This is a genomic window from Tsukamurella sp. 8F (assembly GCF_029167375.1).
Taxonomy (GTDB): domain Bacteria; phylum Actinomycetota; class Actinomycetes; order Mycobacteriales; family Mycobacteriaceae; genus Tsukamurella.
In genome coordinates this window covers 1-25,096 of sequence record NZ_JARFTP010000030.1, presented here as the reverse complement: position 1 = coordinate 25,096, position 25,096 = coordinate 1, and the positions used below count along the sequence as shown (strand labels likewise).

At 69.1% G+C, this 25,096-nt stretch carries 24 protein-coding genes; 16 read left to right on the top strand and 8 right to left on the bottom strand.

From position 1 onward, the window contains the following. The first annotated feature begins 45 nt into the window (after positions 1-45). Positions 46-1,002, top strand: coding sequence for a Ku protein (locus tag P0W64_RS18330; RefSeq protein ID WP_275481608.1), 957 nt, complete (start codon positions 46-48; stop codon positions 1,000-1,002). A gap of 24 nt (positions 1,003-1,026) precedes the next feature. Here P0W64_RS18330 and P0W64_RS18325 read toward each other — a convergent pair whose 3' ends face one another. Genes P0W64_RS18325 through P0W64_RS18315 form a run of 3 tightly spaced genes read right to left on the bottom strand, consistent with a single transcriptional unit; the run spans position 1,027 to position 3,424 of the window. Further along, positions 1,027-1,578 carry a TetR family transcriptional regulator gene (locus P0W64_RS18325; protein WP_275481607.1) on the bottom strand — a complete coding sequence of 184 codons (552 nt, stop codon included), beginning with the start codon at positions 1,576-1,578 and terminating at the stop codon, positions 1,027-1,029. Between the two features lie 9 nt (positions 1,579-1,587). Then, a complete protein-coding gene (locus P0W64_RS18320) occupies positions 1,588-2,472 on the bottom strand; it encodes an SDR family oxidoreductase (RefSeq protein ID WP_275481606.1) in 885 nt (294 codons plus the stop codon). Between the two features lie 19 nt (positions 2,473-2,491). Further along, complete coding sequence (locus tag P0W64_RS18315) at positions 2,492-3,424, bottom strand: EamA family transporter (RefSeq protein ID WP_275481605.1); 933 nt, start codon at positions 3,422-3,424, stop codon at positions 2,492-2,494. 70 nt (positions 3,425-3,494) lie between these two features. On the opposite strand from P0W64_RS18315, the gene P0W64_RS18310 reads away from it, so the two are divergent. From P0W64_RS18310 to P0W64_RS18300, 3 genes are read left to right on the top strand one after another with little or no spacing between them, the layout of a single operon-like run. Then, positions 3,495-4,424, top strand: a complete 930-nt coding sequence (locus P0W64_RS18310; RefSeq protein ID WP_275481604.1) for a LysR family transcriptional regulator — start codon at positions 3,495-3,497, stop codon at positions 4,422-4,424. A gap of 33 nt (positions 4,425-4,457) precedes the next feature. After that, a complete protein-coding gene (locus P0W64_RS18305) occupies positions 4,458-5,771 on the top strand; it encodes an MFS transporter (protein WP_275481603.1) in 1,314 nt (437 codons plus the stop codon). A 10-nt stretch (positions 5,772-5,781) separates the two neighbouring features. Then, positions 5,782-6,108: a helix-turn-helix transcriptional regulator gene (locus P0W64_RS18300; protein WP_275481602.1), complete on the top strand. Its 327-nt coding sequence runs from the start codon at positions 5,782-5,784 to the stop codon at positions 6,106-6,108. A 6-nt stretch (positions 6,109-6,114) separates the two neighbouring features. Here P0W64_RS18300 and P0W64_RS18295 read toward each other — a convergent pair whose 3' ends face one another. Next, a complete protein-coding gene (locus P0W64_RS18295; protein WP_275481601.1) occupies positions 6,115-7,323 on the bottom strand; it encodes an adenylate/guanylate cyclase domain-containing protein in 1,209 nt (402 codons plus the stop codon). Between the two features lie 31 nt (positions 7,324-7,354). Here P0W64_RS18295 and P0W64_RS18290 point away from each other — a divergent pair, with 31 nt between their 5' ends. Beyond that, a complete protein-coding gene (locus tag P0W64_RS18290; protein ID WP_275481600.1) occupies positions 7,355-8,713 on the top strand; it encodes an L-serine ammonia-lyase in 1,359 nt (452 codons plus the stop codon). A 14-nt stretch (positions 8,714-8,727) separates the two neighbouring features. Here P0W64_RS18290 and P0W64_RS18285 read toward each other — a convergent pair whose 3' ends face one another. Continuing rightward, entirely contained in the window at positions 8,728-9,015 is a 288-nt protein-coding gene (locus tag P0W64_RS18285) for a YiaA/YiaB family inner membrane protein (protein ID WP_275481599.1), read from the bottom strand. Between the two features lie 89 nt (positions 9,016-9,104). On the opposite strand from P0W64_RS18285, the gene P0W64_RS18280 reads away from it, so the two are divergent. Together P0W64_RS18280 and P0W64_RS18275 are read left to right on the top strand one after the other, a co-directional pair. Further along, on the top strand, positions 9,105-9,512 hold the full coding sequence (locus P0W64_RS18280; RefSeq protein WP_275481598.1) for an NUDIX domain-containing protein: 408 nt from the start codon (positions 9,105-9,107) through the stop codon (positions 9,510-9,512). A 105-nt stretch (positions 9,513-9,617) separates the two neighbouring features. Next, positions 9,618-10,460 carry an aldolase/citrate lyase family protein gene (locus P0W64_RS18275; RefSeq protein WP_275481634.1) on the top strand — a complete coding sequence of 281 codons (843 nt, stop codon included), beginning with the start codon at positions 9,618-9,620 and terminating at the stop codon, positions 10,458-10,460. A 2-nt stretch (positions 10,461-10,462) separates the two neighbouring features. On the opposite strand, the gene P0W64_RS18270 is transcribed toward P0W64_RS18275, so the two are convergent. Beyond that, positions 10,463-11,332 carry a LysR family transcriptional regulator gene (locus P0W64_RS18270; protein WP_275481597.1) on the bottom strand — a complete coding sequence of 290 codons (870 nt, stop codon included), beginning with the start codon at positions 11,330-11,332 and terminating at the stop codon, positions 10,463-10,465. 81 nt (positions 11,333-11,413) lie between these two features. On the opposite strand from P0W64_RS18270, the gene P0W64_RS18265 reads away from it, so the two are divergent. Both P0W64_RS18265 and P0W64_RS18260 read left to right on the top strand, forming a co-directional pair. Further along, a complete protein-coding gene (locus P0W64_RS18265; RefSeq protein ID WP_275481596.1) occupies positions 11,414-12,625 on the top strand; it encodes an MFS transporter in 1,212 nt (403 codons plus the stop codon). 60 nt (positions 12,626-12,685) lie between these two features. Then, positions 12,686-13,843, top strand: coding sequence for a crosslink repair DNA glycosylase YcaQ family protein (locus P0W64_RS18260; protein ID WP_275481595.1), 1,158 nt, complete (start codon positions 12,686-12,688; stop codon positions 13,841-13,843). Here P0W64_RS18260 and P0W64_RS18255 read toward each other — a convergent pair. After that, the gene (locus P0W64_RS18255) at positions 13,833-15,419 is read right to left on the bottom strand and encodes an ATP-binding cassette domain-containing protein (protein WP_275481594.1); all 1,587 of its coding nucleotides are present in this window, start codon (positions 15,417-15,419) and stop codon (positions 13,833-13,835) included. The two genes, P0W64_RS18260 and P0W64_RS18255, sit on opposite strands and share 11 nt — an antisense overlap. A gap of 558 nt (positions 15,420-15,977) precedes the next feature. Here P0W64_RS18255 and P0W64_RS18250 point away from each other — a divergent pair. From P0W64_RS18250 to P0W64_RS18230, 5 genes are all read left to right on the top strand, one after another. Then, entirely contained in the window at positions 15,978-17,270 is a 1,293-nt protein-coding gene (locus P0W64_RS18250) for an ROK family transcriptional regulator (protein ID WP_275481593.1), read from the top strand. 114 nt (positions 17,271-17,384) lie between these two features. Next, on the top strand, positions 17,385-19,427 hold the full coding sequence (locus P0W64_RS18245) for a serine/threonine-protein kinase (protein ID WP_275481592.1): 2,043 nt from the start codon (positions 17,385-17,387) through the stop codon (positions 19,425-19,427). Beyond that, complete coding sequence (locus P0W64_RS18240) at positions 19,424-20,053, top strand: hypothetical protein (RefSeq protein ID WP_275481591.1); 630 nt, start codon at positions 19,424-19,426, stop codon at positions 20,051-20,053. The genes P0W64_RS18245 and P0W64_RS18240 overlap by 4 nt, the downstream gene beginning before the upstream one ends. A gap of 122 nt (positions 20,054-20,175) precedes the next feature. Beyond that, positions 20,176-20,736 carry an isochorismatase family protein gene (locus tag P0W64_RS18235; protein WP_275481590.1) on the top strand — a complete coding sequence of 187 codons (561 nt, stop codon included), beginning with the start codon at positions 20,176-20,178 and terminating at the stop codon, positions 20,734-20,736. A gap of 4 nt (positions 20,737-20,740) precedes the next feature. Next, positions 20,741-21,643 carry a DJ-1/PfpI family protein gene (locus P0W64_RS18230; protein ID WP_275481589.1) on the top strand — a complete coding sequence of 301 codons (903 nt, stop codon included), beginning with the start codon at positions 20,741-20,743 and terminating at the stop codon, positions 21,641-21,643. Positions 21,644-21,681: 38 nt separating this feature from the next. On the opposite strand, the gene P0W64_RS18225 is transcribed toward P0W64_RS18230, so the two are convergent. Continuing rightward, positions 21,682-22,839 carry a TetR/AcrR family transcriptional regulator gene (locus P0W64_RS18225; protein WP_275481588.1) on the bottom strand — a complete coding sequence of 386 codons (1,158 nt, stop codon included), beginning with the start codon at positions 22,837-22,839 and terminating at the stop codon, positions 21,682-21,684. A 149-nt stretch (positions 22,840-22,988) separates the two neighbouring features. Between P0W64_RS18225 and P0W64_RS18220 the strand changes: the two genes are divergently transcribed. Then, the gene (locus P0W64_RS18220; protein WP_275481587.1) at positions 22,989-24,200 is read left to right on the top strand and encodes an acetyl-CoA C-acetyltransferase; all 1,212 of its coding nucleotides are present in this window, start codon (positions 22,989-22,991) and stop codon (positions 24,198-24,200) included. Between the two features lie 14 nt (positions 24,201-24,214). After that, a partial coding sequence (locus tag P0W64_RS18215) for an enoyl-CoA hydratase/isomerase family protein (RefSeq protein WP_275481586.1) occupies positions 24,215-25,096 on the top strand: 882 nt, incomplete at its 3' end.

Sequence of the window (25,096 nt, the reverse complement as noted above, 5' to 3'; positions counted from 1 at the left end):
CTCTCGCTCCTCGCATTATCTGCGCCCAGCCGTCACAATGGCCACATGCGCGCGATATGGACGGGAGAACTGTCCTTCGGGCTGGTGAACGTGCCGGTCAAGGTGTACTCGGCGATCGAGAGCCACGACGCCAAGTCGCACCAGGTGGACGCGAAGGACGGAACGCGGATCCGCTACAAGCGGGTCCGCGAGGGCACGGACGACGAGGTGGAGTTCGCGCAGATAGCCAACGCGTACGAGTCGGAGTCAGGTGAGCAGGTCGTACTCACGAAGGAGGATCTGAAGTCGATGCCGGTGGAGCGGCATCGCGAGATCGCGGTGACCGAGTTCGTGCCGAGCGAGGACATCGACCCCATCCAGTTCGACCGGCCCTACTACCTCGAGCCGTCGTCGAAGTCCCCGAAGGCCTACATGCTGCTGCGGCAGGCGCTCCAGGAGACCGACCGCCTCGCGATCTGCACGTTCACCCTGCGCAACCGCACCCGACTGTGTGCGCTGCGGGTGGTCGGCAACGTGATGGTGCTACAGACGTTGCTCTGGCCGGACGAGATTCGCGTCCCGGACTTCCCCTCCCTCACCGAGGACGTCAAGATCCGGCCGCAGGAGCTGTCCATGGCGGCGTCCCTCATCGAGTCGATGTCCACCGACTTCGACCCCGACGCGTACGAGGACGACTACCAGATCCAGCTCAAGCAACTGGTCGAGGCGAAGTCGGATGGCCGGTCGGCATTCGAGGATACGGAAGAGGATTCAGGGGATGGCGATGACGAGGTCGCCGATCTGCTTGCGGCACTTCGGGCCTCGGTCAAGAACCGAAAGGCTGCCGGTAATGGGGCATCGAAGAGCAGTGCCCCGTCGAAGCGTGCGACGGCCTCGAAGGGCCGCACTGTCTCGAAGAGCGGCACCGCTTCGAAGAGCCGTAGCGCCTCCAAGAGCACCGACAAGGAATCCGGCGAGAAGGGCACAGCCGCGAAGGACTCCGGGCAGCGCAAGACCGGCTGACGCTGGATCCGCTGGAACCGCAGGCTATTGCACGGTCGCGCGTAGCGCGGCGAACGCGGCTCGGATCGACTGCGGTAAATGCTCGGGAGTCGCGTGACCGCGCGCGAATCCCACCTTGAACGCCGCGACCGCAGCCTCGGCGAGCACTTGCGCCTGATCCTCGGGAAGCGCCGAGACGAGTTCTGCCGAGACCGCCTGCGCGAGTCTGTCCAACTTGAGTAGCTCGCGTTCACGCAGTGCGGGGTCGGCATCGAGCACCCGCTGCCGCTCAGCCATGAAGGCCCCGCGCCCGGCGAGCCGTGTGGCGACCTCGACGAAGGCCTCCTCGAGCGCGGTTGCGGGCGAAGACGTCGACAGAGCGGTCCGCACTTCGGTCAAGACCGACTCGACGAACAGGTCCTGCCCGAAGAACAGCACCTCCTTCTTGTCGGCGAAGTACCGGAAGAAGGTTCGCTCCGTGAGCCCGGCGGCAGCGGCGATCTCCGCGGCCGTGGTCTGCTCGAAGCCTCGCTCCGAGATCAGCGTGAGTGCCGCGTCCGCAAGTCTCTCCGGTGTGCCGGACTGCCACCGTCCCATCCGATCAGCTTACGAGAGCTCCCATCGCGCGAGATCGGCGAGGAGGCCGGGCCCGGTCGGCGTCCAGCCGAGTGCTTGCCGGGTCCACTCGCTGGACGCGGGGGAGTCGATGCTGATCGGGCCGGCAACGAAACCGAACCGCTCGGACGCCTCGCCTGCGGGAACGGACTGGACGGGGAGGCCGAGTCGCCGGCCGATGGCGTCGGCGATTTCGCGAACCTTCACCCCCTGCTCTCCGACGGCGTGATAGGCCTTGCCGGCTTCTCCCTTCTCAGCCGCCAGGCGGAAGAGCTTCGCGGCGTCGGTGACGTGCACGGCAGGCCAGCGCTGTTCACCGCCGTCGACGTAGCCGGAGACACCTGCGCGCTGCGCGGACTCGATGAGCACGCTCCCGAAGCCTGCCCGTGACGTGTCGTGTACCGACGGTGCGAGTCGTACCGCCGTGGCGCGCACTCCCCGGCCGGCGAGGGCGAGGGCAGCGTTCCACGCAGTGCTGCGCGGGTTGGAATTCGGTGTAGGGATATCGGATTCGACGGCGATACGCCCGGGCGCGAGGCCCATGGTGCCGGACGCGACTGTGAGCGGATGCCCCGTCCCGGCCAGGGCGTCGCCCAGCGCCGCTATGACAGCGGCCTCCTCGCGAGCCGACTCGGCGAAGCGCGAGAAGTCATGGTTGAACGCGAGATGGATTACACCGTCGGCGCGCTCGGCGACGTCGTGGAGCAGGTCCGTGTCCTCGATGGTGCCGCGCACGGGCTCGGCACCTAGGGCGGCGACGGCGGCCTCGCCCGCTTCGGATCGCGTCAGCCCGACCACCTCGTGCCCCGCTCCCCGCAGCTCGGCGACGACTGCCGACCCGATGAACCCCGATGCTCCCGTGACGAAGAACCGCATGGTTGCCTCCTAGTTGATGTCAGTCACTGACATCAACTGTAGCCTTTATGTCAGTCCCTGTCATCACAGCACGGCGGCGCCGTCTCGGTAGCCGTGCGATAGCGACTCCTGCGAGGCACAGCGCCCCGCCCGCGAGCCCGACGGCGCTCGGTGTCTCGGAGAGGAACGCCCATGATCCGAGGATCGACAGCGCCGGAACGGCGTAGCTCGACGAGGCCGTGACCCCGGCAGGCGTGTGCGCCAGGGCGTATGCCCAGAGCAGGAACGCCAGCGCGGTCGGCGCCAGCCCGAGATATACGACACCGACAGTTGCGGAGACCGGCCCAGCGGCCAGCTCGTTCCACAGCCGCGGTGCGTAGGGGAGCAACACCAGTGCGCCGACGAGGCAGCCCAGCGCAGTCGCGGTGAGCGCGTCGGCATCGCGTAACACGAGCTTCTGCGCTACCACGCTGATCCCGTACAGAAGCGCTGCGACGACGGCGAGCGCGACGCCGAGCATGTCGTGGCGGCCGGGTCCGGCCAGGGCGATGACGGCGGCGCCGGCGAAGCTCACCGCTATGCCCACCACGAGCAGCGGCGGGAAGCCCTCGCGCAGGAATGTGCCCGCGAGTACCGCGACGACTATCGGGGCGATGTTGACCAGCAGGGCGGTCGTGCCCGCGTCGAGGTGCTGCTCGGCGGCATTGACCAGCACCGTGTACAGCGCGAACCACAGGGCCCCGTAACCGACCGTGAGCCACAGCGTGCGTCCGCGCGGCAGCGCAGTGGCGACCCTGGAACGGAACCGCCATGACCACAGCGTCACCAGGACGACCGACCCGACGAGGAGTCTGCCCTCGGCCATCGGCGCTGGTTCGACGAAGGCCACGATGTGGCGGATCACCACGAACGAGGACGACCACATGAGCATGACGGCGGCGAGTGCGAGTGCGGGGAGGGGAACGCGGGACATGGTTCTAGAGTCGCCCGCGCAATAAGTAAGCACAAGCGAGAATAAGTCATCTACTATTCAGTAGAACTGAATGGAGGAAGTCGTGATCGACACCCACCGTCTGATGATCTTCCGCTCCGTCGTCGCCACCGGTTCCGTGAACGGCGCGGCGGCGGTCCTCGGCTACACGCCGTCCGCGGTCAGTCAGCATCTCGCCGCGCTGCAGCGTGAAACCAAGCTGAGGCTGTTCGAGCGGGTGGGTCGCGGGATCGAGCCCACGCCGGCAGGGCGTGTGCTCGCGGCGGAGGCGTCGCGCGTGATGTCTCAGATCGACGATCTCGATGCCACGATCGCAGACCTGCGCGCGGGCACCGTCGATCGGATCGTCGTCAACAGCTTCAGCTCTGCCGTGGGGAACTGGATGCCTGATGTGGTCGCGACGCTCACGCACGAGTTCCCACACACGCGCGTGTTGCTGCGCACAGAAGAGGAGACGGAGGCCGTGCTGGATGCGCGGCGCCCGGATATCGCCCTCGTCGTCCGGATCGGGCGCGCCGCGGACGTACCCGGCTATTGCGAGCACGAGCTGGTCACCGAACCGTATGTCGTCGTGCTCCCGGCGGATCACGAGCTCGCCGGTCGGTCCGTGGTGGATACGGCCGAGCTGGCGCCGTACCGCTTCGTCGACAACGACACCTATCACGGCCCGTGCCGTCAGGCGATGATGGATGCCTGCGCCGCGGCGGGATTCAGCCCTCGGTTCGTCGTGGAGACCAGCGAGCACGGCGCCGCGATGGAGTTCGTCGCGCGGGGTATCGGCGTCACCGTCCTCCCGCGGCTCGGCGCCACCCATGTGCCGCAGGGGGCCGTAGCCGTCCCGCTGCAGAACCCGACTCCCGAGCGCACGATCTCGGTGTATGTCAAAGACTCCCGCGCGCTAGACCCGGTCGTGGCCCGCGCGTTGGAGCTGCTGCGCGGTTGCGTCCTCCGGCCGCAGGCCGGGCACGCGAAAACCGCTTGAATCCAGGTTCGCGATTCGGTCATCGTGGACGGCATGACGATGCCGAGACTGCTCCGCCCCCTGCGGCGCCGCGGTTACCGGCTGCTCTTCCTGACATTGCTCGCCGCGCTGCTGGTCGAGGGCATGTGGATGATCGCGGTGGTGTGGCAGGTGATCGCCATGGGCGGCTCCGCCACCAGCCTGTCGACGGTGTCCGCCGCAGCCGCGCTGGGCCTCGTCGGATCCGCTCTCGCGGGTGGCGTCCTGGCCGATCGTGTTTCGCAGCAACGGATCCTGTTCGTTCTCGAAGTCCTCAAGGTGGTGGTGCTCGGCGCGTTGGCCGGGGTGATCCTGCTGGGCGTGGTGACGATACCCCTGCTTATGGCGGGCGCGCTCGTGATCGGTGTGGTGTCCGGGCTGTACTACCCGGCGTACTCCGCGCTGCTGCCCCGTCTCGTGGCCGAGGACGAGTTGCTCGCCGTGAACGGCTACGAGTCGATGGTGCGTCCCGCGCTCTCGATGGCTGCGGGACCAGCGCTCGCGGGCTGGCTGATCGCGCTGGGTGACCCGGGCATAGCGCTGCTCGTCGCGGCGGCCGCGTGCCTGGCCGCCGCGGGCGCCGTCGCCGCCATTCGCCCGGCAGAGCTGGACGGCGGGTTATCGACCGAAGCGGAACGCCAAGGCGTGCATCCCTTTCGGGATCTCATCGAGGGCATGCGCTACGTCGCGGTGACGCCCTGGCTGCTCTCGACGCTGCTGTTCGCAAGTCTGCTGGTGTTCCTCGTGACCGGCCCCATCGACGTGCTCATTCCGTTCACCATCGAATCGCGACTGCACGGCGATGCCGGTGATCACTCGCTCGTCCTCGCCGCGTACGGGGCGGGCGGAGTGGTCGGCGGTTTCGTCATGTCCGTACGCCGACTGCCCCGGCGCTACCTCACCGCGATGGTGGCGTTGTGGGGCCTCGGGGCTCTGCCGCTCGCCGTGATCGGGCTGGCGCGCAACACGTGGACGATGGCCGCGGCCGGATTCGTGCTGGGCGTGCTGTTCGAGGCGCCGGTGGTGGTCTGGGGCACGCTGCTGCAGCGGCGTGTTCCCCGCAGGCTGCTGGGCCGGGTATCGAGCCTGGACTTCTTCGTCTCGCTGGTCTTCATGCCGGTCTCGATGGCCGTCGCCGGTCCGGCGGGTGAGGCCTTCGGCGCGACGACGGTGTTCGTGGTCGCCGCGGTCGTGCCTCTGCCGCTCGCCGTGCTGGCGTGGGCGTGGGCGCGGATGCGGGCCGACGAGCTCGCACATCCGCTGCTGGCGGCGGACGACACGCTTTCGCCGAGCGTGAACGCTCCGCCGACGGCGGGGACCGTCGGATAGAGTCGTCGTCATGGCAGCTGCGGTGACCAAGATCCGGGACCAGGACCAGCCTGCGGGCGGGCAGGCCCCGGCTCGGCCGCTGCTGCGTGAGGTCTACGGCCGGGTGTTGCGCCAGGAGCGCACGCGCCAGGGGCGAACACTCACCGAGGTCGCTCGCGAGGCAGGTGTCTCCACGCAGTACCTGTCGGAGATCGAGCGCGGCCGCAAAGAGCCGTCATCCGAGGTCCTGGGGAGCGTGTGCGACGCACTCGGAGGCAGCCTGCTCGAGTTCGTCGGCGGAGTGCACCGCGAGTTGCTCGGCACGCGCGCCAAGCCGGTCGCCCTCGCCGCCGCCTAGCGCCGACTAGGCTTCGTCCGGCTCGTCCTCGCGGGCCTTCGCCTCTGCCTTCTGCTGTGCCTTCAGAGCTTTCGCGCGCTCCTTGAGTTCCTTGGTGCGCTCCTTCTCCTCCTGCTCGGCCTCCTTCTCGCGCTCACGCGCGATCCGCTCGAGTTCCTTCTCCCGCTCACGTACTTCGCGCTCGGCTTCTTCCTCCAGCTCTTTCTCGGTCGCCCAGCGGAGCAGGTGCGGGTGGATCGCAGTGAAGCCGCGCGCCCGGTACGGCCGAAGCGACTTGGTGCGGAGATCGAGCTCGCCGTCCAGAGCCTCAGCGAGCACGCCGTCGACGAGGACCGATCCCGGGCGGGCCCCCGAGGTGAGCCGCGCGGCCAGGTTGACGACGTTGCCGAACACGTCGCCGAAGCGTGTGAGCACCTCGCCGTAGGCGACGCCGACGCGGAGCTGCGGCAGGCTGACATCGAGGTCGCCTAGATCCGGCGTGATGTCCGGATCCTGTAAGCGGAGTGCGATGTGCGCCGCCTCGACGGGAGAGTCGGCGACGAACATGACCTCGTCGCCGACACCCTTGACGATGCGCCCGCCGCCTGTGCGGATCACCGAGTGCATGGTCGCTTCGAAGGTCGTGACCAGAGTGTTGAGCTCGGTGATCGCGAGGCCGCGAGACAGCCGTGTGTACCCGACCATGTCCGCGAAGCCCACGGCCATCGTCGCGGTCAGCCCGTCCTGGCTGGGCGTGACCAGACGCTCGGCGGCGGCGGCGAGATGGCGGCGCCACATCTGAGACTGCATGTGTGCGAGGCGGTCCACCATCTGCAGCAGCCCGGACGCCACCTCCTCGTCGCCCATCGCCTGCGCCTGCTCGAGGTAGCTGCGCACCACGGTGGCCTGCCACTCCGCCAGGCGGGAGAGCGCTTGGCCCAGGGCCTGCGCGCCGGGGACCACCGCCTCGTCCTCGATGAGCGGGGAGAAGAACAGCTGAGCGACGTCCCGGGCGAGTGCGACGTCGCCTTCGGTGAACATCGGTGTGTCGTCGTCGGTGAGATCGGGGAACCCCGCGGCCGCCCACCAGACGCGGAGCTGCTCGACCTCGATACCCGCCAGGCTCGCCATCTGGCGGAAGGTGAACTCGCGGGATCCCGGCAGCAGGACCCGCTGCAGGTCGACGCTCGACGGATAGCCCCGTGTGCAGTCGTCCGCGTTCTCGGCGTCGGTCATGCAGACACTGTAAGCGGACTAGATTCGATGTGTGGCCATCAGCGTGTTCGATCTGTTCTCTGTAGGTGTGGGGCCGTCGAGTTCGCACACGGTGGGTCCGATGCGGGCGGCCGCGCTCTTCGTGGCTTCCGCGTTGCACCGGGGCGCGGGTGCGGTCGAGTCGGTCGAGGTGGATCTGTATGGATCCCTGGCTGCGACCGGGCGTGGGCATGGGACCATGCGGGCCGTGGTGTTGGGGTTGGAGGGGTGCCTGCCGGACGTCGTGGATCCGGATCACGTGGCGGCGCGGGGAGCGGAGATCGAACGCACGCGAACGGTGTTGATCGGCGGTGTGAGCCCGGTGTCGTTCTGCGAGAGCGATATTCGGTTGCATCCATTGACGGTGCTGGCGAGGCATTCGAATGCGATGCGGTTCCGGCTGGTGTGCGGGTCGGGTGCGGTGGAGCAGGTGTGGTTCTCGGTCGGCGGTGGGTTCGTGGAGCGTGACGGCGACGACGCCGCTGCTGCCGGGGCGGGCATGCCGCCCGTGCCGTTCGGATTCGACAGTGGCGCGGGGCTTCTGGAGTCTGTCGGACGGTCCGGGTTGTCGGTGCCCGAGTTGATGTGGACCAACGAGGTGGCGCTGGGGCGTTCTCGGGACGAGGTGCGGGCGGGGCTACTGCACATCTGGGCAGTGATGGAGGCCTGTATCGAGCGCGGGTTCGGTTCGGAGGGAACGCTTCCGGGCGGTCTAGGAGTGGCGCGCCGGGCGCCGGGCCTGTATCGCCGTCTGGTCGGATCGCCGGAGGCGGACGCGATGGACTGGTTGAACGTAGCGGCGATGGCGGTGAACGAAGAGAACGCGTGTGGGGGCCGAGTGGTGACGGCGCCGACGAACGGTGCGGCGGGAGTCGTACCGGCGGTGTTGTTCTATGCGTTGCAGTTTCATCCCGAATTGGCGGCGCGACGAGACGAGGTCGTGGTCGAGTTCCTGTTGACGGCGGCTGCGATCGCGGTGCTGTACAAGAGCCGGGCGTCCATATCGGGCGCCGAGGTCGGCTGTCAGGGCGAGGTGGGGTCGGCGTGTTCGATGGCGGCCGGCGCGCTGGCGCAGGTACTGGGCGCGTCGGCGGCGCAGGTGGAGAACGCCGCGGAGATCGGGATCGAGCACAACCTGGGTTTGACGTGCGATCCGATCGGTGGGCTCGTGCAGATCCCGTGTATCGAGCGGAACGCGATCGCGGCGGTGAAGGCGGTGAATGCGGCGCGGATGGCGCGGCACGGCGATGGGACGCATCGGGTGTCGCTGGATCAGGCGATCGAGACGATGCGGCAGACGGGTGCAGACATGCTGTCCAAGTACAAGGAGACGTCGCTCGGCGGACTCGCGGTCAACGTCCCGGAGTGCTGAGTGCGGGAAGCGTGCTAGGCGGCGCGGAGCGGGTCGTGCTCGGCGATCAGTCTGTCCATGCGCGCCTCGTCGATCCGGACACGGACACTGTTCGCCTCCTCCCGGTCGCGGATCACCTTGGCGAGATTGAAGCAGCTGGTGATGAGGAACAGTGTCGCCACCACGAGGAAGCCGCGCTGCCACGGGTCCATGGGTAGGTAGAACGCTCCGATGACGAGCGCGCCGGAGGACACGGCGAACGCGATTACGGACTGGATGTAGAAGGCGGCGGTGGTCTTCGCGACCGGAGTCGTTGTACTCATGCAGTCGAGTGTGCCTGGGCCGGAGCGTCGTGGCTCGAGTAGGACTACGCGGATCCGCCCGGTGCTTTCGACCTGGCATCCTGATGGTCATGGATGTACTCACGGTGGCTGCGGTGTGTTTCCGGGACGGCGACGGCCGCGTGCTCACGGTGCGCAAGCGTGGCACCGACGCGTTCATGCTGCCCGGCGGCAAGCTCGAGCCCGGGGAGTCGCCGCGCGCCTGCGCAGTCCGGGAGATCGACGAGGAACTCGGCGTCGCGCTCGATCCCGAGGAGCTACAACTGGTGGTCGCGTGGCGGGGGCCCGCGGCGAACGAGCCGGACACCGATATCGACTCGACTGTGTACTCGACCGATAGGCGAGTGAATCCCGTTGCGGCGGCGGAGATCGCCGAGCTCCGCTGGATCGATCCCGCCGCCCATGCGGGCCAGAACGTGGCGCCGATGCTCGCGCTCTACCTGTTCCCAGAACTGCGCCGGCTGGACGCCGTGCGCTGATGCCGGTGGGGTACGGGTCCGTCGGTGCCGGCCGCTACTGGTGCGTATGGCGCGAGACTGTGACGATGGAGGGACCGCCGCCCGACCGCAAGGAGAGCCCTCGTGATGCACGCCCCCGCGCCCGACGCCCACGCCGTACCCGCGGAGATCTCGCGATCGTGGCTGCTCGTCTCGGCGCGTGACCGCGACGCGTTCGATCCCGCGGTCGCGTCGCGCGCGGATCAGGTGATCCTCGACCTCGAGGACGGCGTCGACCAGAGCTTCAAGTCGGAGGCTCGGGGGTACGTGGTCGAGTGGCTTGCAGGCGGCGGGCGGGCGTGGGCGCGGGTCAACCAGCGGTCCGGTGATTTCTGGGCGGACGACCTGGACGCGCTCCGTGGCCGCACAGGGCTGGCCGGAGTCGTGCTCGCCAAGGCGGAGACCCCGGAGCAGGTGACCGAGACGTTCGACCGCCTCGGCGGCGTGACACCCGTCGTCGCGCTGGTCGAGTCGGCGGCCGGGATCGAGAACGCGGTAGCCATAGCGCAGGCGCGAGGCGTGTTCCGGCTTGCGTTCGGCAGCGGCGACTATCGGCGCGATACCGGCGCGGGCGCAACCGATCTCGCCATGGCCTACCCTCGTTCACGCCTGGTCTCGGCGAGCGCCGTCGGGAGGCTGCCGGGTCCGATCGACGGTCCGACGGTGAGCACCAGCCATCCGGTGGTGCGGGACCAGTCGGAGAGCGCGGTCGCGATGGGTATGACGGGCAAGCTCTGCCTCGACCGCCGGCAGTTGCCCGTCATCAACGAGTGCATCAGTCCCACCGTGTCGGACATCGTCTGGGCACGGGAATTCCTGCAGGAGTTCAACGCTCGCGGGCGCGTGGTGCGGGATGGCAGTGATCGGCCGCGCCTGCATCGCGCGGAGAAGATCGATGCGCTCGCCCGTGATCTCGGCATCGATCCGTGAGATCATCTGTCGTGCAATGCGAGTAGCGAATCGATCACCGCACGCGTCGCCGCCGAAGGGGTGAGCGCAGCGCGCCAGGCGACGCCCATCCGCCAGATCAGTGGGTCGGCGTGCCAGTGGGCGATCGCGGTGCCCGGTATCGATTCCGCGACCGAGCGCGGCACCAGGGTCACGCCGAACCCCTTGGCCGCCAGCTGGATCGCGAAACCCTGGTCGGCGACCTCGATCACGCTGTCTCGGTGCGGTATCGCGGTATCGATCTGCGTGCGAGTACCCCATCCCGGGGGGAAGTCGATGAACCGCTCCGCCGCGAGGTCCCGGGTGGTGAAGGCGCCCCCGGCCAATGGATGGTCCGATGCGGTTACGAGTACGAAGGGCTCGGCGAGCAGCTCCTCGTACGTGATGCGGCTGTCCACGTTGTGCGCCGCCACCAGCGCCAGGTCGAGCTCGCCGTTGACGAGCCCCTGGGTGTTACCGACGCTGCCGCGCGGGTTCTGCCGCATCGCGATCGCTACGCGCGGGTGTATCCGGTGGACCTCGGCGAACGCGTGTGCCAGGTCGAAGCCGTGCACGTTCACCAGGGCCCCGACGACGACGGTGCCCGTCACCTCGCCCTTCGCCGTCGTGATCGCGTCCTGTACGCGCTGGCGCGCCGTCAGTGCGAGGCGGGCCGGCTCGAGCGCGGCCTCGCCCGCCGGGGTCAGGCGCAGGACCGTCGGCGTCCGGTCGAAGAGACGGGTGCCCACCTCGCGTTCCAGTTTGGCGACCGACGCCGACACAGCCGACTGCACCATGTGCAGCGAGCGAGCTGCCGCTGTGAAGGTCCCGTGCTCGTGGCACGCGATGAAGCACTCGAGCTGACGGAGTTCCACGGGAAACCTATCTCTGATATCGATGTCGGTATCGAAATCTATCGCTTTTCTTAGTGACATGCCGACGGCACGATCGAGCACATGACAACGACCACCGGCGCCACGGGTACTCGGCGCCTCGGCGCGCGCCTCGTTCTGCTCTTCGCGATCACGGCCGGCTCATCTGCCGGTTGCCTCTACTACCTGCAGCCCCTGCTGCACGACATCGGCCGGGACTACGGTGTACCGGCCTCGGTGGCCGGAACCGTCATCAGCGTGACCCAGGTGGGATACCTGCTGGGATTGGCGCTCGTCGTGCCGCTGGGGGACTTCGTCGACCGGCGCCGCCTCGTCGTCGGTCTGCTGCTTGCATCGGGAGTCGCCCTTGCCGGGTCGGCGGCCGCGCCTGGCCTGGCGGTGCTCCTCGTCCTGGTCGCCGCGACCGGCGTGAGCGCCGCGGCGGCGCAAGTGGTCGTCCCCTGGGCGTCGGTGCTGGCGGCGCCCGAGGAACGCGGCGCGGTGGTCGGCCGAGTGATGAGCGGACTCCTCATCGGCATTCTCGGTTCACGGATTCTGTCGGGCGTCGTCGCCGAGTTCGGCGGGTGGCGGACGGTACTCGTCGTCGCCGCACTGCTGCAGGCCACGATGGCTGTGGCAGTCCTCGCCGTCGCCCCGCGTACCGCATCGTCGGCACCGCCCGATTCGTATGGGCGGCTTCTGCTCTCGGTCGCCGTCTTGATCCGGCGAGAGCCCGTGCTGCGTATCCGGATGCTGCTGGGTGCGCTCACCATGGGCGGCTTCAGCCTGCTGTGGACGTCGATCGCCTTCCTGCTGTCCGGCGAACAGGGTTCCGGCTACCATCTCTCCGACGCGGCGATCGGACTGTTCGGTGTCGCGGGCATCGCCGGAGCGCTCGGGGCGCCGGTGTTCGGGCGCCTCGCAGACCGCGGTCACGGCGACCGTGCGACCTACCTTGCATGGATAGTCCAGCTCGCGGGGTGGGCGCTGCTTCTCGCGGGTGGGCGCTCCGTCGTGCTCCTGGTGGTCGGACTGCTCGCCTTCGACCTCGGTGTGCAGGGCGTCCACCTGTGCAACCAGGCGGCCGTCTACGCGCTCGATCCGGATGCCCGTTCGCGTATCACCACCGCCTACATGGTCGCGTATTTCCTTGGCGGCGTGTCCGGTTCGTTGCTGGGTGGGGTCGCCTATCAGGCCGGCGGATGGCCGACGGTGTGCGGCGTCGGGGCGTCCGTCGCGATCGTCGGCCTGGTCGCCTGGAGGATCGGCGGGCACCGTGGGCGGGAAAGGTCTTGACGTGACGCGGCGGCGACCGACCCACGAAACCTGTCGGTGGGTGGGTCTAGCCTCGGGCTCGTGCGGATAAGCAGGGAGGCTGCGCGGCGCATCGCGTTGGCGGCGCAGGGCTTCGAGTCCGGGTTCGCGGGCAGCGGCGAGCCGACGATGCGGCATGTGCAGAAGGTGATAGACCGCCTGCGACTGCTGCAGATCGACAGCGTCAACGTAGTGACCCGTAGCCAGTATCTTCCGGTGTATTCGCGGCTCGGGGCGTATGACCCGGCGCTGCTGGACCGTGCGCGGGACCGCAGCCCGCGGCGCCTCGTCGAGACCTGGGCGCACGAGGCGTCGCTGGTCCCGCCCGATGTGTGGCCGCTGCTGCGGTATCGGCACACCTCGGCCCGGAACCTGGCGCGCGTCGCGTCGTTCGAGGCGCGGCACCCGGGCATGCTCGACCGGATCCGGGGCGAGCTCGCGACGCAGCCGCCGCTCACGGCCCGCGAGCTGGAGGCGCAGCTGGAACACGACCAGATAGTGGAGAAGACGCACTGGGGCTGGAACTGGTCGGCGGTCAAGGAGGGACTCGAGACCCTGTTCCGTATCGGCGAGGTGACCAGCGCAGGCCGCACGCAGCAGTTCGAGCGACGGTATGCCCTTACGAAGGCGGTCTTGCCGGAGCTGCCGGACATCGATCCCGACGACGCCATCGCCGAGCTCGTCCGACAGTCCGCGCGGGCGGTCGGGATAGGGTCGGTGCGGTGCATCCGGGACTACTTCCGGCTCTCGACCGCTGAGGCGGCGCCCGGCGTCGAGGAGATGCTGAGATCGGGCGAGTTGCTCGAGGTCGACGTGCCCGGCGGGCACTGGCAGGGTCCGGTCTACGTGCATGCCGAAGCGCGCCGGCCCCGCCGCATCGATGCCCGCGCGCTGCTGTCCCCGTTCGACCCCGTGGTGTGGCAGCGCGAGCGTGCTCGAGCGCTGTTCGACTTCCGGTACCGCATCGAGATCTACACACCGAAAGAGAAACGCGTGCACGGCTATTACGTGCTGCCGTTCCTCCTGGGAGACCGCCTCGTCGCACGCTGCGACCTCAAGGCCGACCGTATCGCCGGGACGCTGTTGGTGCACCAGGTCACGTGGGAGCCGGGGGCACACACTCAGGGCTCGGACGACGCGCTGGACGCCGAACTCGCGACTTTCGCAGGCTGGCTCGGCCTGGCGACTGTCACTCGCTGAGCTCGATCCGGCGCGTGATCCGAAGGCGCCGTATGAACTCCGCGTCGTGCGAGACGATCACGAGGGCGCCCTTCCAGTCGTCGAGCGCCTCCACGAGGAGTTCGACGGAGGGCACATCCAGGTTGTTGGTCGGCTCGTCCAGGGCAAGCAGCGTCGGTGCGGGGTCGGGCAGGAGCGCCAGCGCCAGCGCGAGTCGCAGTCGTTCGCCGCCCGACAGGGAGCCGACGGTGCGTTCGGACTGCCTGCCGCGGAACAGCATCCGGGCGAGAGCAGCATGCGCAGGCTCCGCGCCCAGGTCGGGGCGTTCCCCTCGTCCGGAGTCGGGAGCGAAGCGAGCGGGACGCATGACGCAGTCGATCAGGGACGCCGACTCGTCCGGGAAGTGCAGGTCTTGCGGAACGTAACCCACCGCGCGGCCGCGGGTGGTGGCGTCGTCGAGCCCGGCCCGCAGCAGGGTCGTCTTGCCCGTTCCGTTGGGCCCGGCGAGGGCGACGCGGTCACCGGCGTCGATGCGCAGGCGGCCGATGCACGGGTCGTCCAGGTCGATGATCGGCCCGCGTCCCGTCGGCCCGGGCTCCGGCAGTGAGATGCGCACCGCGCGGTCGTCGCGCACATTCTCGCCTGCGGCGTCTAGGGCGTCTCGCGCGGCGTCCACGCGATCCTCCTGCAGGTTCTTCAGTTTCCCGGCCGACACCTCGGCGGCGTTCTTGCGGAGCCCCGCGACGATCTTCGGTACCCGCTTCTCCGCCTCCGCCTTTCGCGCAGTGCGTGCCCGGCGCGCCAGCTTGGTCTGATTCTCGGCGAGCTGCCGCCGCTGGATACGTAGATCGTCGCGAGCGGTGACGACGGCCTGCTCCGCTGCGGCCTGCTCGGCGGCCAGTACCTCGCGGTAATGCGAGTACGGGCCGCCGAACACGCGGACCCGACCGCGGTAGAGCTCGACCGTTGCGCTCATGCGTTCCAACAGTTCGAGGTCGTGCGAGACGACGAGGACGCTACCGGCGAACGCCTGCAGCGCATCGACGAGCAGCCCGCGGGCGCGGGCGTCGAGGTTGTTCGTGGGTTCGTCGAGCAGGAGGGTGTCCGGACGCTGCAGCAGTCGGCCCGCGATCGCGACCAGGGTGGCCTCGCCGCCCGAGAGGGTCCCGAGGGGACGGTCGAGGGCGGTCGCGCCCCCGAGGCGTGCGAGGCCGAGACCGTCGAGGGTGGCCGCGGCGCGCTCGGCGACATCCCAGTCCTCGCCGACGGCGTCGAAGTCGGCGGAGTCGGTCGAGCCGGCCTCGATGCGGCGCAGCGCGTTGAGGGGCTCGGATACGCCGAGAGCCTCGGCGAGAGGAGCCGCGGGTCGGGCCTGCGGGCGTTGCGGGACGTACCCGGCGATCCCGACATCGCTGATCGACCCACTGGTCGGGGTGAGCTGGCCCGCGAGCAGGCGCAGCAGCGTGGACTTGCCTGCGCCGTTCGCGCCTACGAGCGATGCGCGACCCGCGGGGACGGTGAACGAGACGTCGCGCAGAACGGGCGTGCCGTCCGGCCAGGAGAAGCTCAGGGCTGACACGGTGGGGGAGGTACTCATGGCTCTCCTGGGGCGAGGACACCCGGGCCGACACGCCGTGTGGCGCGCGACGATCCCGGGGCGCTGATCGTCGCGCGGGCTTATCGCGCACAGATCAACGGTGCAGATACGGGGGACGAAGCGCGTCAGGAGAGCACGGCGACGACCGTACATGCCGGGGTGTAGCGGCGTCCACGCTTTTTCTGTTGATGCAGACGGGCCCGATGGTTCCGAGCCGGCGGCCTCGCCGGCGAGGCGTTTCGGGCGCCTCGCAGGTGGGTTCCAGGGCACACTCGGATGTGACGCGAGTCGCAATCCGGTGCGTGGGCTTGAGCGGTGCGGTACGAGCGGTGTTATCTTCATCGGTATGACCGGGAGTCATCAGGCACATCTGCGCGTCGGCTATGAGACCGTCGCGCTGGGTTGCCGTCTCCCCATGGTTCGTCTGTTCTGTCGAATGTGTCAGGCCTGACGCCGCCGATCATCGGCGTCTTCGAGTAAGCCCAGACATCCCCTTCCGCCCGCAGCCGCGGCACACGTCTATCCGCGCGCTCGGGTCATACAGACACCCGAGGAATCATGACCGTCATCGACACCCGCCCCGTCCGCCCCTCCGTGCGCAGTACGCGCCCGGCGCGCACGCTCGATCAGCTGCGTTCCGCCGAGCAGCGCACCTCCGAACCCCGGCCAGCAGCAGCGCCACGCGTTTTCGCGCCCCAGTTGCGCGTCGCCGATAAGCCCGCCGCCGCGGTCCTTCGTGTCATCCGCCGCGGTGGTCTGGTGCTGCGCGACGAGATCGTCCGCGAGACTCAGTTCTCCGCCGCGACAGTGAACCGCCAGGTCACAGCCCTGATCGAGGCCGGCGTGGTGCGCGAGCGCGCAGACCGCGCGGCCAGCGGCGTCGTCGGCCGTCCTCGCCTCCCTCTCGAGATCGACCCGGAGGGGCCACTCGGCCTCGGTATCCACATCGGTTACCGCGTCACCGCGATCACGATGCATGACGTCGCGGGCAAGGTGGTCGGCGCGATCCAGATCCCGACCCCGGCCAGCAGTGACCCGGGCGAGGTGCTCGCGGTCGTTGCGGCGAGTGCCCGCCGATTCCTCACCCGCTTTCCCGGCCGCACGCTTCTCGGTGCGGGTGTGGCGATCGGTGGCCGCGTCGACGAGAACGGCGTCGTCGTGGACCATCCGCGCCTGAAGTGGAGCGGCGTCGCCCTCGGTGAGCGGCTCTCCGGCGCGATCGGGCTGCCGGTCACCGTGGCCCCCCATGTGGAGGCGATGGCGGCCGCCGAGCTGCACCTCTCGCCGGAGCTGGAATCGCAGGGGTCGACGCTGTACTTCTACGGGCGCGAGACCGTCGGCGTCGCGCTCGCATTGCACGGTGCCGTGCACGCGCCGAAGTCGGGCCCGCACACGATCGGCCACCTTCCGATCCGTAATGCCGAGCTGCTGGACCGGGGACGCACGGGCCGGCTCGAGGATGCGGTCACCGACACCGCGTTCGTGGATGCCGCCGTGGCCGCGGGAATCGTGGCGCACACGCCGGCCGACGTGTACAAGCTCGCGCAGCAGGGCGACGCGAACGCGAACGCCCTCATCGCAGAGCGCGGCCGACTACTCGGCGAGGCGGTCGCGTTGGTGGCGGACATCTTCAACCCGGACCGTGTGATCCTGGGCGGCCAGGCGTTCACCGACTACCCGGCGATCCTGCCGTATGTGTCGACGGCCCTCAAGGAGACGTCTGCCGAGCCGTCGCGGGAGGTGCGAGTGACCGGTGCGGCCGCACGAGTGCAACAGCAGGCCGCGGGTGCGGTCGCCCTCGACGGCGTATACACCGACCCGATCGCGGCGGTGGCCCGGGCGATCGCCTGAGTCGCCGGTCCGGTTTCGCGAGGCTGAGGCGGCGCGGAGGAGCAACCTCCTGTTAAGCGCGGGGCAACCCGTGGCGCGGTACATTGATGCCGCAATTACAGGGAGGTTCGTGCAGTGGCAGCTCAGCCGGGTGAGGTGGTCGCGGGTTACACCGTGGAGTCGGTGTTGGGGACCGGCGGCATGGGTTCCGTGTACCGGGTCCGCCACCGAACCCTGCCGCGCTCCATCGCTCTCAAGGTCCTGCACGAGCAGTTCTCGTCGAGCGACTCGGTGCGGGCGCGGTTCGACCGTGAGGCGGATCTGGTCGCGGGGCTGAAGCATCCGGGCATCGTCGATGTCTACGACCGCGGGGAATCGGACGGTCATCTGTGGATCGCGATGGCGCTGGTCGACGGGGAGAATCTGTCGACCGTGCTACAGCGCGAGGGTCGATTCAGCCTGGACCGCACCGTCGACATAGTCGATCAGGTCGCGGACGCGCTCGACTACGCGCACTCCCACGGCGTCCTGCACCGAGATGTCAAGCCCGCCAACTTCCTCGTCGAGCGCGGGCGGCGCGGCGATCACGTTCTGCTGGCGGACTTCGGTATCGGTGCCGCCCAGCAGGAGGTAGGGCAGCACACCGAGACCGGCATGGTGGTGGGCACGCTTGCCTACACCGCCCCGGAGGCACTGCTCGGGCAACCCGTCGACAGCCGCGCCGACGTCTACTCGCTCGCGTGCTCGGCTGTCGTGATGCTCACGGGCGCACCGCCTTTCGATACCACAGTCACGGGCGCGCTGATGCTTGCGCATATCAACCAGATGCCGCCCAGCATTCGGCTCAAGCGCCCCGACCTCTCGCCCGAGGTCGACTACGTCCTGCAGCGCGCGCTCGCGAAGAATCCCGCCGATCGATTCCAGACCGCCGGCGAGTTCGCTTCCGCTCTGAGTGCCGCGGCGCGCCGGATGTCGGGCGCCTCCGGTATGGCACCCCCGCCGCCCGCACCGCCGAACTGGCAGGGATCACCATCGAATCCTGCGCAGCACACCGGCTTCCGTCCGGGAGGGCCGGGCGGGCCGAGCAGCCCTGGCATCGGTGGGCCGAGTCGACCGTCGAATCCCTCCGTTCCCGGATACACGGCGATCGGGTTCGGACAGAGCAACCCGTCGCAGCCCGACTTCCGGACCGGGCTCGCCCAGCCGGTGCCGGTGCAGCGCCGGACCCCCAAGTTCATCGCGGCCGGGGCCGCAGCGGGACTCGTGCTCGTGCTTGCGATCGTGGGCGCAGTGATGCTGCTCCACAAGGGATCCTCGTATGCGGGCCCTGCGCTGGACTCATGGAAGGACGTGTCGATCACCGACGTCAACGGCACCACGGACCTCACCGCCCGCCCGCAGCGCATAGTGGCGCTGGGTTCCGGTGACGCCGAGATGGTCGAGGCGCTGGGGCTGAAAGTGTTAGGCGCCGCCAACGGCTCGAACGCCGGCGCACCGTCGTGGCTGCCGGACGCCGGCTCGATCGGCAAGGTCGGGACCGCGTCGTCGCCTGACCGCAGTGCCATAGCCGCCCTCAAGCCGGACCTGATCCTGCTGACCGATATCTCGGCGAAGTCGCAGGCTTCCGATCTGAAGTCGGTGGCGCCCACCATCTCCCGGCCGCAGGAGTTCTCGTCGGGGTGGTCGTGGAAGCAGCAGATCGAGTTCATCGCGAAAGCCCTTGGGGCCACTGCGCGGGCGCAGCAGGTGGAGAGCGACTACGACGCGAAAGTCGGCCAGCTACGCGGCCAGTACTCGTCGTTCTCGTCCGTGAAGGCGGATCTGGTGCAGTACACCGGTTCCGATACGCTGCTCGCTACGAACTCGTCGTCGCCGTATCAGCTGCTGAACTCACTCGGCTTCTCGATGCAGACGCCCGTCGACGGCTCCGGAGCCTGGATCACGGTGGGGTCCTCCGACATATACAACGTCGTGTCGAACGACAAGGTGGACAAGACCTTCGTCGCGCGTACCGACAGCGGTGCCAGCGCAGGTGGGTACGCCGGGCTGCCGGACTCCCTGACCTCCGGTGTTCCCGTATCGATCGTCGACTCGAGCAGCGGCGTCGACGCGCTTCTCACGGGTGGACCGCTGGCCCTGGACACCGTCGTCGAGAAAGTACTTCCGAAGCTGAAATGAGTTCACGCGCAACCGAACAGACCCTGACCCACGCCGATCTCGAGCGGTTCGCCACCGAACTCGCCGCGGGGCGCAGGCCCACCGTCTATCTGCGGGAGGCCGTGTCCGGGCTCGGGCTCGCCGCCGGCGCGTCCGGGAAGGTCGTCGCCGTCGACGGCGCGACGGTCACCGTGAAGCCCGCTGGAGTGGACGACCAGCTGCCCTTCGAGGCCGCCGAGCTGCGTTCCACCAAGCAACCCAAACCCGCGAAGGAGCCCGCCGCCGTGACGAATCCGCCCGCGCCGCCGAGGAGCGCCGCTGCACGAGTGCCTGCCGCGAAGAAGACGGCCGCCGCCAGGCCGCCGCGGTCGGTCGCGGTGACGGTGTTCGTCGGCTCGGATAACACGGCTTCGCTCAAGGTGACCCGCAACGCTTCGAAACCGTCCGGTGCGCAGGAACTTCCGCTCGCCGCGGTGCACAAGGCGATCGCGGGGCTCGGTGACAGGGAGGCGAAGGCCGCGGTCGCCGACGTTCTCGCCGCGGCCCGCGATGCCGCGGCCGGCCGCGTCGCCGAGCTCCAGGCGGAACTCGCCGCCGCGAAGAAGTCGCTCGCAGCGCTGGACCGCGCGAAACGCTCCGCGCCCTGACTCGGCCCGCTACGAGCCCGGCTCGGTAACCGGCCCGTGCAGCGGCGCCGTGACCGGATCGACCCGCCAACCGTCTGGTTCGTGCCTGTCGGGAGCTGGTCGCGACGGGCATCGTCGAGGGCATGAGAACAGCGCTACTGGTAATCGATGTGCAGCAGTCGTTCCGGGAACGTCCGACGTGGGCACAGGTGTCGAATCCGGACATCGCCGACGACGTGAACGCCCTGGTCGCGCAGGCTCGGGGCCGCGGCGACGATGTGATCTGGATCCTGCACTCGGAACCGGGCAGTGACGGCGTCTTCGACCCCGACTCGGGATTCGTGGCACTCGTGCCGGAGCTGACGCCGACGGTCGGCGAACCCGTCCTGGTGAAGACCTCACGTAACGCCTTCACCACGACGCGGCTCGGCCAGATCCTGCAGCAGAGGGGTGTCGGCCGCGTCGTGATCTCCGGCATCCAGACGGAGCAGTGCTGCGAGACCACGGCGCGCGTGGCGGCGGACCTCGGCTACGACGTCGTGTTCGTGACCGAGGCGACGGCGACGTTCCCTATCACTCGTCCCGACACGGGCGCCGTCCTGCCCGCGGCCGCGGTCGTCGAGCGCACGGAGTTCGCGCTGGCCGGCCGGTTCGCGCGGATCGCGGGTCTCGCCGACGCGCTCGGCGAGCAGGTGGCATCCTGACCGGGTGACGACCGCGCTGTTCGTGCTGCCGGACCACGTGCACATGCTCGACGTGGCCGGGCCCGCGCAGGTGCTGGGCGCGGCGGCCGACTGCGGGGCCGAGTACCGGCTGCGGTACTTCGGCGAGACGGCGACGGTGCGGAGCCACCAGGGCCTCGACTTCGCCGCCGAGACTCGGTGGCCCGACCTGCATGCGGACGACGTGGTGGTGGTGCCGGGATGGCGTGCGTCCGGCGCACGGGTACCTCTCACGCGGGATACCCTGCGCAGCATCGCGACTCATCACGGCCGAGGCGGCACGATCATGTCGGTGTGCTCCGGCGCGTTCGCGCTCGCCGCCGCGGGGCTACTGGACGGGCGGCGCTGCACGACGCACCACGAGCTGTGCGCGGATCTCGCGGCCGGGTGTCCCGGAGCCGATGTGGTCCGCGATGTCCTGTACGTCGTGGACGGGCGGGTGCGGACGTCGGCGGGAATCGCGAGCGGAATCGACGCGGCGCTCGGCCTGCTCGCAGACCGGCATGGCCCGGCAGTCGCGGCGAAGGTCGCGCGCACCATGGTGGTGTACACCCGGCGCAACGGCGACAGCCCGCAGAGCTCCCTGATGCTGGCGTACCGCGACCACACGAACGACGCCGTGCATCGTGCGCTCGACCTCATCGACTCCCGCTTCACGGAACCTCTTCCGCTCCAAGCGATCGCCCGCCACGCCGGCGTCTCCGAGCGCACCCTGACGCGCGCCTTCGGCGCTGTGGCCGACACCACGCCGTTGCGGTATCAGCAGGCGCTACGGGTGGAACACGCCGAGGCGCTCATCGCCGGCGGGGTGACCGTCGAGGGCGCGGCCCACGCGGTGGGCTTCGCCGACGCCCGCATGCTGCGCCGCCTCCGGTCGGCGCGCCCGTGAGGAGCGTCACGCCCAGAACGGCTACGGCTCTGCGGATGTCAGACCCCCAGGGCCGTCTCGACGAGGTAGACCAGCTCGTTGTAGAAGTGCGGCCGCCGCCGCAGGCGCCGAGTGCGGGCGAAGTCGTTCGCGATGGTCATGGCGGCGCCTACTGTGATGCGGGCACCAGCTGGGTCGGTGCGGGTCTCCAACAGCGAGCACCAGCGGGCCACGTATGCGCGCTGGGACGCGAGCAACGCCTCGCCGCCGGCCTCGATCAGCACTTCGCGCCCCACGGTGAACGCCACCGCCAGGTCGGTCGACACGACGAGGTTCGCGGCATACGACCGTACCAGCGCGCGCAGCTGCTCGATGGGATCATTCGACGCCGAATAGGCCTCCGCCACACCGACTTCCAGGGCCGCGGCGGCGCGGTTGCACACCGCCAGCAGAATCGACGATTTGCTGGGGAAGTGCCGGTACACGGATGGCCCCGAGATTCCGACAGCCGCACCGATGTCGTCGATTCCGACGTTGCCGTAGCCCTCGTCGAAGAACAGGCGCGAAGCGGCGTCGATCAGTTCGTCGTGCCGGATGGTGCGCGCGTGGCGCACGGGCGGAGGAGGCAGCCGGGGAGCCGAAGACGGCGGCGCGCCGAGAACGCGCGCACCCACGTGCTCGAGTTCGCCGCGGTAGCGGCGGACGCCGATACGCCCGCGGCTGATGGGAACGGAGCCGGCGACGGCGAGAGCCGCCCAGGCGAGGACGCGGGCGTCGTCGTCGGACAGACCCGGGCGTTCGGACCGGAGTAACTCCACCCAGCGGCCGAGCACGGCCTCGCTGCGTCCGATCATGGTCCGCGCCTGCTCGGGGGCGAGGTGGCGGCGGTTCCATCGCCAGAGCACCGTCGGCGCCGGATCGGAGACCGCCATGGCGACGACTCCGGCTAGGAGGTCGGCGAAGCGTGCGTGAGGACGGGACAGGACGTCGTCGGTGATGGCCTCCATCTCGTCGACAGCCGACCCCATGGCGGCCGCAAGGATCGCCTGCTTGTCGGGGAAGTGCCGGTACAGCGAGGGACCGGTGACACCCGCAGCGCGGGCGATGTCCGCTATCGAGACGTGCGCGTACCCGCGCTCGGTGAAGAGCGCGGAGGCGATCTCGATGAGCTGTCGGCGCCGGTCGGCGGGCCGCAGGCGGGTTCGAGTTGTGGTCATGGTGTAACGAGACATTAGCCCATCGGAGGGTGCGATTTCATACTTTCAACCAGGGGATCTTTTCAAATAAGTTACGGCGGGTTAGCCTGTTGCCATGCGGGCCTTCGGCCCGCTGCCCAGACGTCATCGAGAGGACGGAAGTAACACCCGTGTCTGACGCATTCATCTACGAGGCGCTTCGCACGCCCCGTGGCAAGCTCAAGGGCGGTTCGCTGACCGCCGTCAAGCCCACCGACCTCGTGGTCGGCCTGATCGACGAGATCCGCTCGCGCAACCCCGAGATGGACCCCGCCACCGTCGACGACATCGTCCTCGGCTGTGTCTCGCCCGTCGGCGAGCAGGGTTCGGACATCGCACGTACTGCGTCGATCGTCGCCGGCCTGCCGGAGACGGTCGCGGGTGTGCAGATCAACCGCTTCTGCGCATCCGGCCTCGAGGCCACCAACATGGCGGCGCAGAAGGTCGGGTCCGCACTGGGCGACGATCTGGTGCTGGCCGGCGGCGTCGAGTCGATGTCCCGCGTGCCGATGGGTTCCGACTTCGGCGCCCTGTTCTACGACCCGCAGTACAGCTACGACAACTACATCGCCCCGCAGGGCATCGGCGCCGACCTGATCGCCACGATCGAGGGCTTCTCGCGTGACGACGTCGACCGCTACGCCGCCGAGTCCCAGGACCTCGCTGCCAAGGCGTGGGACGAGGGCCGCTTCGCCAAGTCCGTCGTCCCCGTCAAGGACCAGAACGGCCTGGTCGTGCTGGACAACGACGAGCACCGTCGCCCCGGCACCACTGCGGAGCAGCTCGGCAAGCTCCGCCCCGCGTTCACGGTCGTGGGCGAGATGGGCGGCTTCGACGCCGTCGCGTTGCAGAAGTACAACCACGTGGAGAAGATCGAGCACGTGCACACGGGCGGCAACAGCTCGGGCATCGTCGACGGCGCCGCGCTGGTGCTGGTCGGCAACGAGGCCGGTGGCAAGAAGGCCGGCTTGACGCCGCGTGGGCGCATCGTCGCCACCGCGTCCACGGGTGCTGATCCGACCATCATGCTCACCGGCCCCACGCCGGCCACCGAGAAGGTGCTTGCCAAGGCGGGCCTGAGCAAGGACGACATCGACGTGTGGGAGCTCAACGAGGCGTTCGCGTCCGTCGTGCTCAAGTGGATGAAGGACTTCAAGCTCGACCGCGAGCAGGTGAACGTCAACGGCGGCGCGATCGCACTGGGTCACCCGCTGGGCGCGACCGGCGCGATGCTGGTCGGCACCGTGCTGGACGAGCTGGAGCGCACGGGTGGCCGTTACGGCCTCATCACGCTGTGCATCGCCGGCGGCATGGGCTCCGCGACCATCATCGAGCGGCTCTGAGGGAGAGAATTCATATGTCTGACAACATGATCCGCTGGGAGAAGGATGCCGACGGCGTCGTCGTGCTGACGATGGACGACCCGTCCGCCTCGGCGAACACCATGAACGACGTCTACGCGGCGTCGATGCACGAGACCGTCGACCGCCTGGAGGCCGAGAAGGACTCGATCACCGGCGTCGTCATCACCTCCGCCAAGAAGACGTTCTTCGCGGGCGGCAATCTGGAGCAGATCCGCCAGGCGCGTCCCGAGAACGCGCAGGAGGTCTTCGACAACCTCACCGGGATCAAGGGCGACCTGCGTCGCCTCGAGAAGCTGGGCAAGCCCGTGGTCGCCGCGATCAACGGCGCGGCGCTGGGCGGCGGCCTGGAGATCGCGCTCGCGACGCATCACCGCATCGCGGCCGACGTCAAGGGCTCGGTCATCGGCCTCCCGGAGGTGTCGCTCGGCCTGCTGCCCGGTGGCGGCGGCGTGACTCGCACCGTCCGGATGCTCGGCCTGCAGGGCGCCCTCATGGGCGTGCTGCTGCAGGGCCAGCGGATGAAGCCGGCCAAGGCGAAGGGCATCGGCGTGGTCGACGAGCTCGTGGGCTCGGTCGATGAGCTGCTTCCCAAGGCCAAGGAGTGGATCAAGGCCAACCCCGAGGCGGTACAGCCCTGGGACGTCAAGGGCTTCGAGATCCCCGGTGGTACCCCGATCGACAAGCAGCTGTCGGCGAACGCCCCCGCGTTCCCGGCCAACCTGCGCAAGCAGCTCAAGGGCGCGCCCATGCCGGCGCCGGAGGCCATCATGGCCGCCGCGTTCGAGGGCACGTACGTCGACATCGATACGGCCCTCGAGATCGAGTCGCGTTACTTCACCAAGCTGGCCACCGGTCAGGTCTCGAAGAACATGATC

What these genes read in the sequence shown, in the direction of transcription:
- P0W64_RS18330 (WP_275481608.1), top strand. Translation starts at nt 46, where the DNA reads ATGCGCGCGATATGGACGGGAGAACTGTCCTTCGGGCTGGTGAACGTG.
- P0W64_RS18325 (WP_275481607.1), bottom strand. Translation starts at nt 1,578, where the DNA reads ATGGGACGGTGGCAGTCCGGCACACCGGAGAGACTTGCGGACGCGGCA.
- P0W64_RS18320 (WP_275481606.1), bottom strand. Translation starts at nt 2,472, where the DNA reads ATGCGGTTCTTCGTCACGGGAGCATCGGGGTTCATCGGGTCGGCAGTC.
- P0W64_RS18315 (WP_275481605.1), bottom strand. Translation starts at nt 3,424, where the DNA reads ATGTCCCGCGTTCCCCTCCCCGCACTCGCACTCGCCGCCGTCATGCTC.
- P0W64_RS18310 (WP_275481604.1), top strand. Translation starts at nt 3,495, where the DNA reads ATGGAGGAAGTCGTGATCGACACCCACCGTCTGATGATCTTCCGCTCC.
- P0W64_RS18305 (WP_275481603.1), top strand. Translation starts at nt 4,458, where the DNA reads ATGACGATGCCGAGACTGCTCCGCCCCCTGCGGCGCCGCGGTTACCGG.
- P0W64_RS18300 (WP_275481602.1), top strand. Translation starts at nt 5,782, where the DNA reads ATGGCAGCTGCGGTGACCAAGATCCGGGACCAGGACCAGCCTGCGGGC.
- P0W64_RS18295 (WP_275481601.1), bottom strand. Translation starts at nt 7,323, where the DNA reads ATGACCGACGCCGAGAACGCGGACGACTGCACACGGGGCTATCCGTCG.
- P0W64_RS18285 (WP_275481599.1), bottom strand. Translation starts at nt 9,015, where the DNA reads ATGAGTACAACGACTCCGGTCGCGAAGACCACCGCCGCCTTCTACATC.
- P0W64_RS18280 (WP_275481598.1), top strand. Translation starts at nt 9,105, where the DNA reads ATGGATGTACTCACGGTGGCTGCGGTGTGTTTCCGGGACGGCGACGGC.
- P0W64_RS18275 (WP_275481634.1), top strand. Translation starts at nt 9,618, where the DNA reads ATGCACGCCCCCGCGCCCGACGCCCACGCCGTACCCGCGGAGATCTCG.
- P0W64_RS18265 (WP_275481596.1), top strand. Translation starts at nt 11,414, where the DNA reads ATGACAACGACCACCGGCGCCACGGGTACTCGGCGCCTCGGCGCGCGC.
- P0W64_RS18255 (WP_275481594.1), bottom strand. Translation starts at nt 15,419, where the DNA reads ATGAGTACCTCCCCCACCGTGTCAGCCCTGAGCTTCTCCTGGCCGGAC.
- P0W64_RS18250 (WP_275481593.1), top strand. Translation starts at nt 15,978, where the DNA reads ATGACCGTCATCGACACCCGCCCCGTCCGCCCCTCCGTGCGCAGTACG.
- P0W64_RS18240 (WP_275481591.1), top strand. Translation starts at nt 19,424, where the DNA reads ATGAGTTCACGCGCAACCGAACAGACCCTGACCCACGCCGATCTCGAG.
- P0W64_RS18235 (WP_275481590.1), top strand. Translation starts at nt 20,176, where the DNA reads ATGAGAACAGCGCTACTGGTAATCGATGTGCAGCAGTCGTTCCGGGAA.
- P0W64_RS18225 (WP_275481588.1), bottom strand. Translation starts at nt 22,839, where the DNA reads ATGACCACAACTCGAACCCGCCTGCGGCCCGCCGACCGGCGCCGACAG.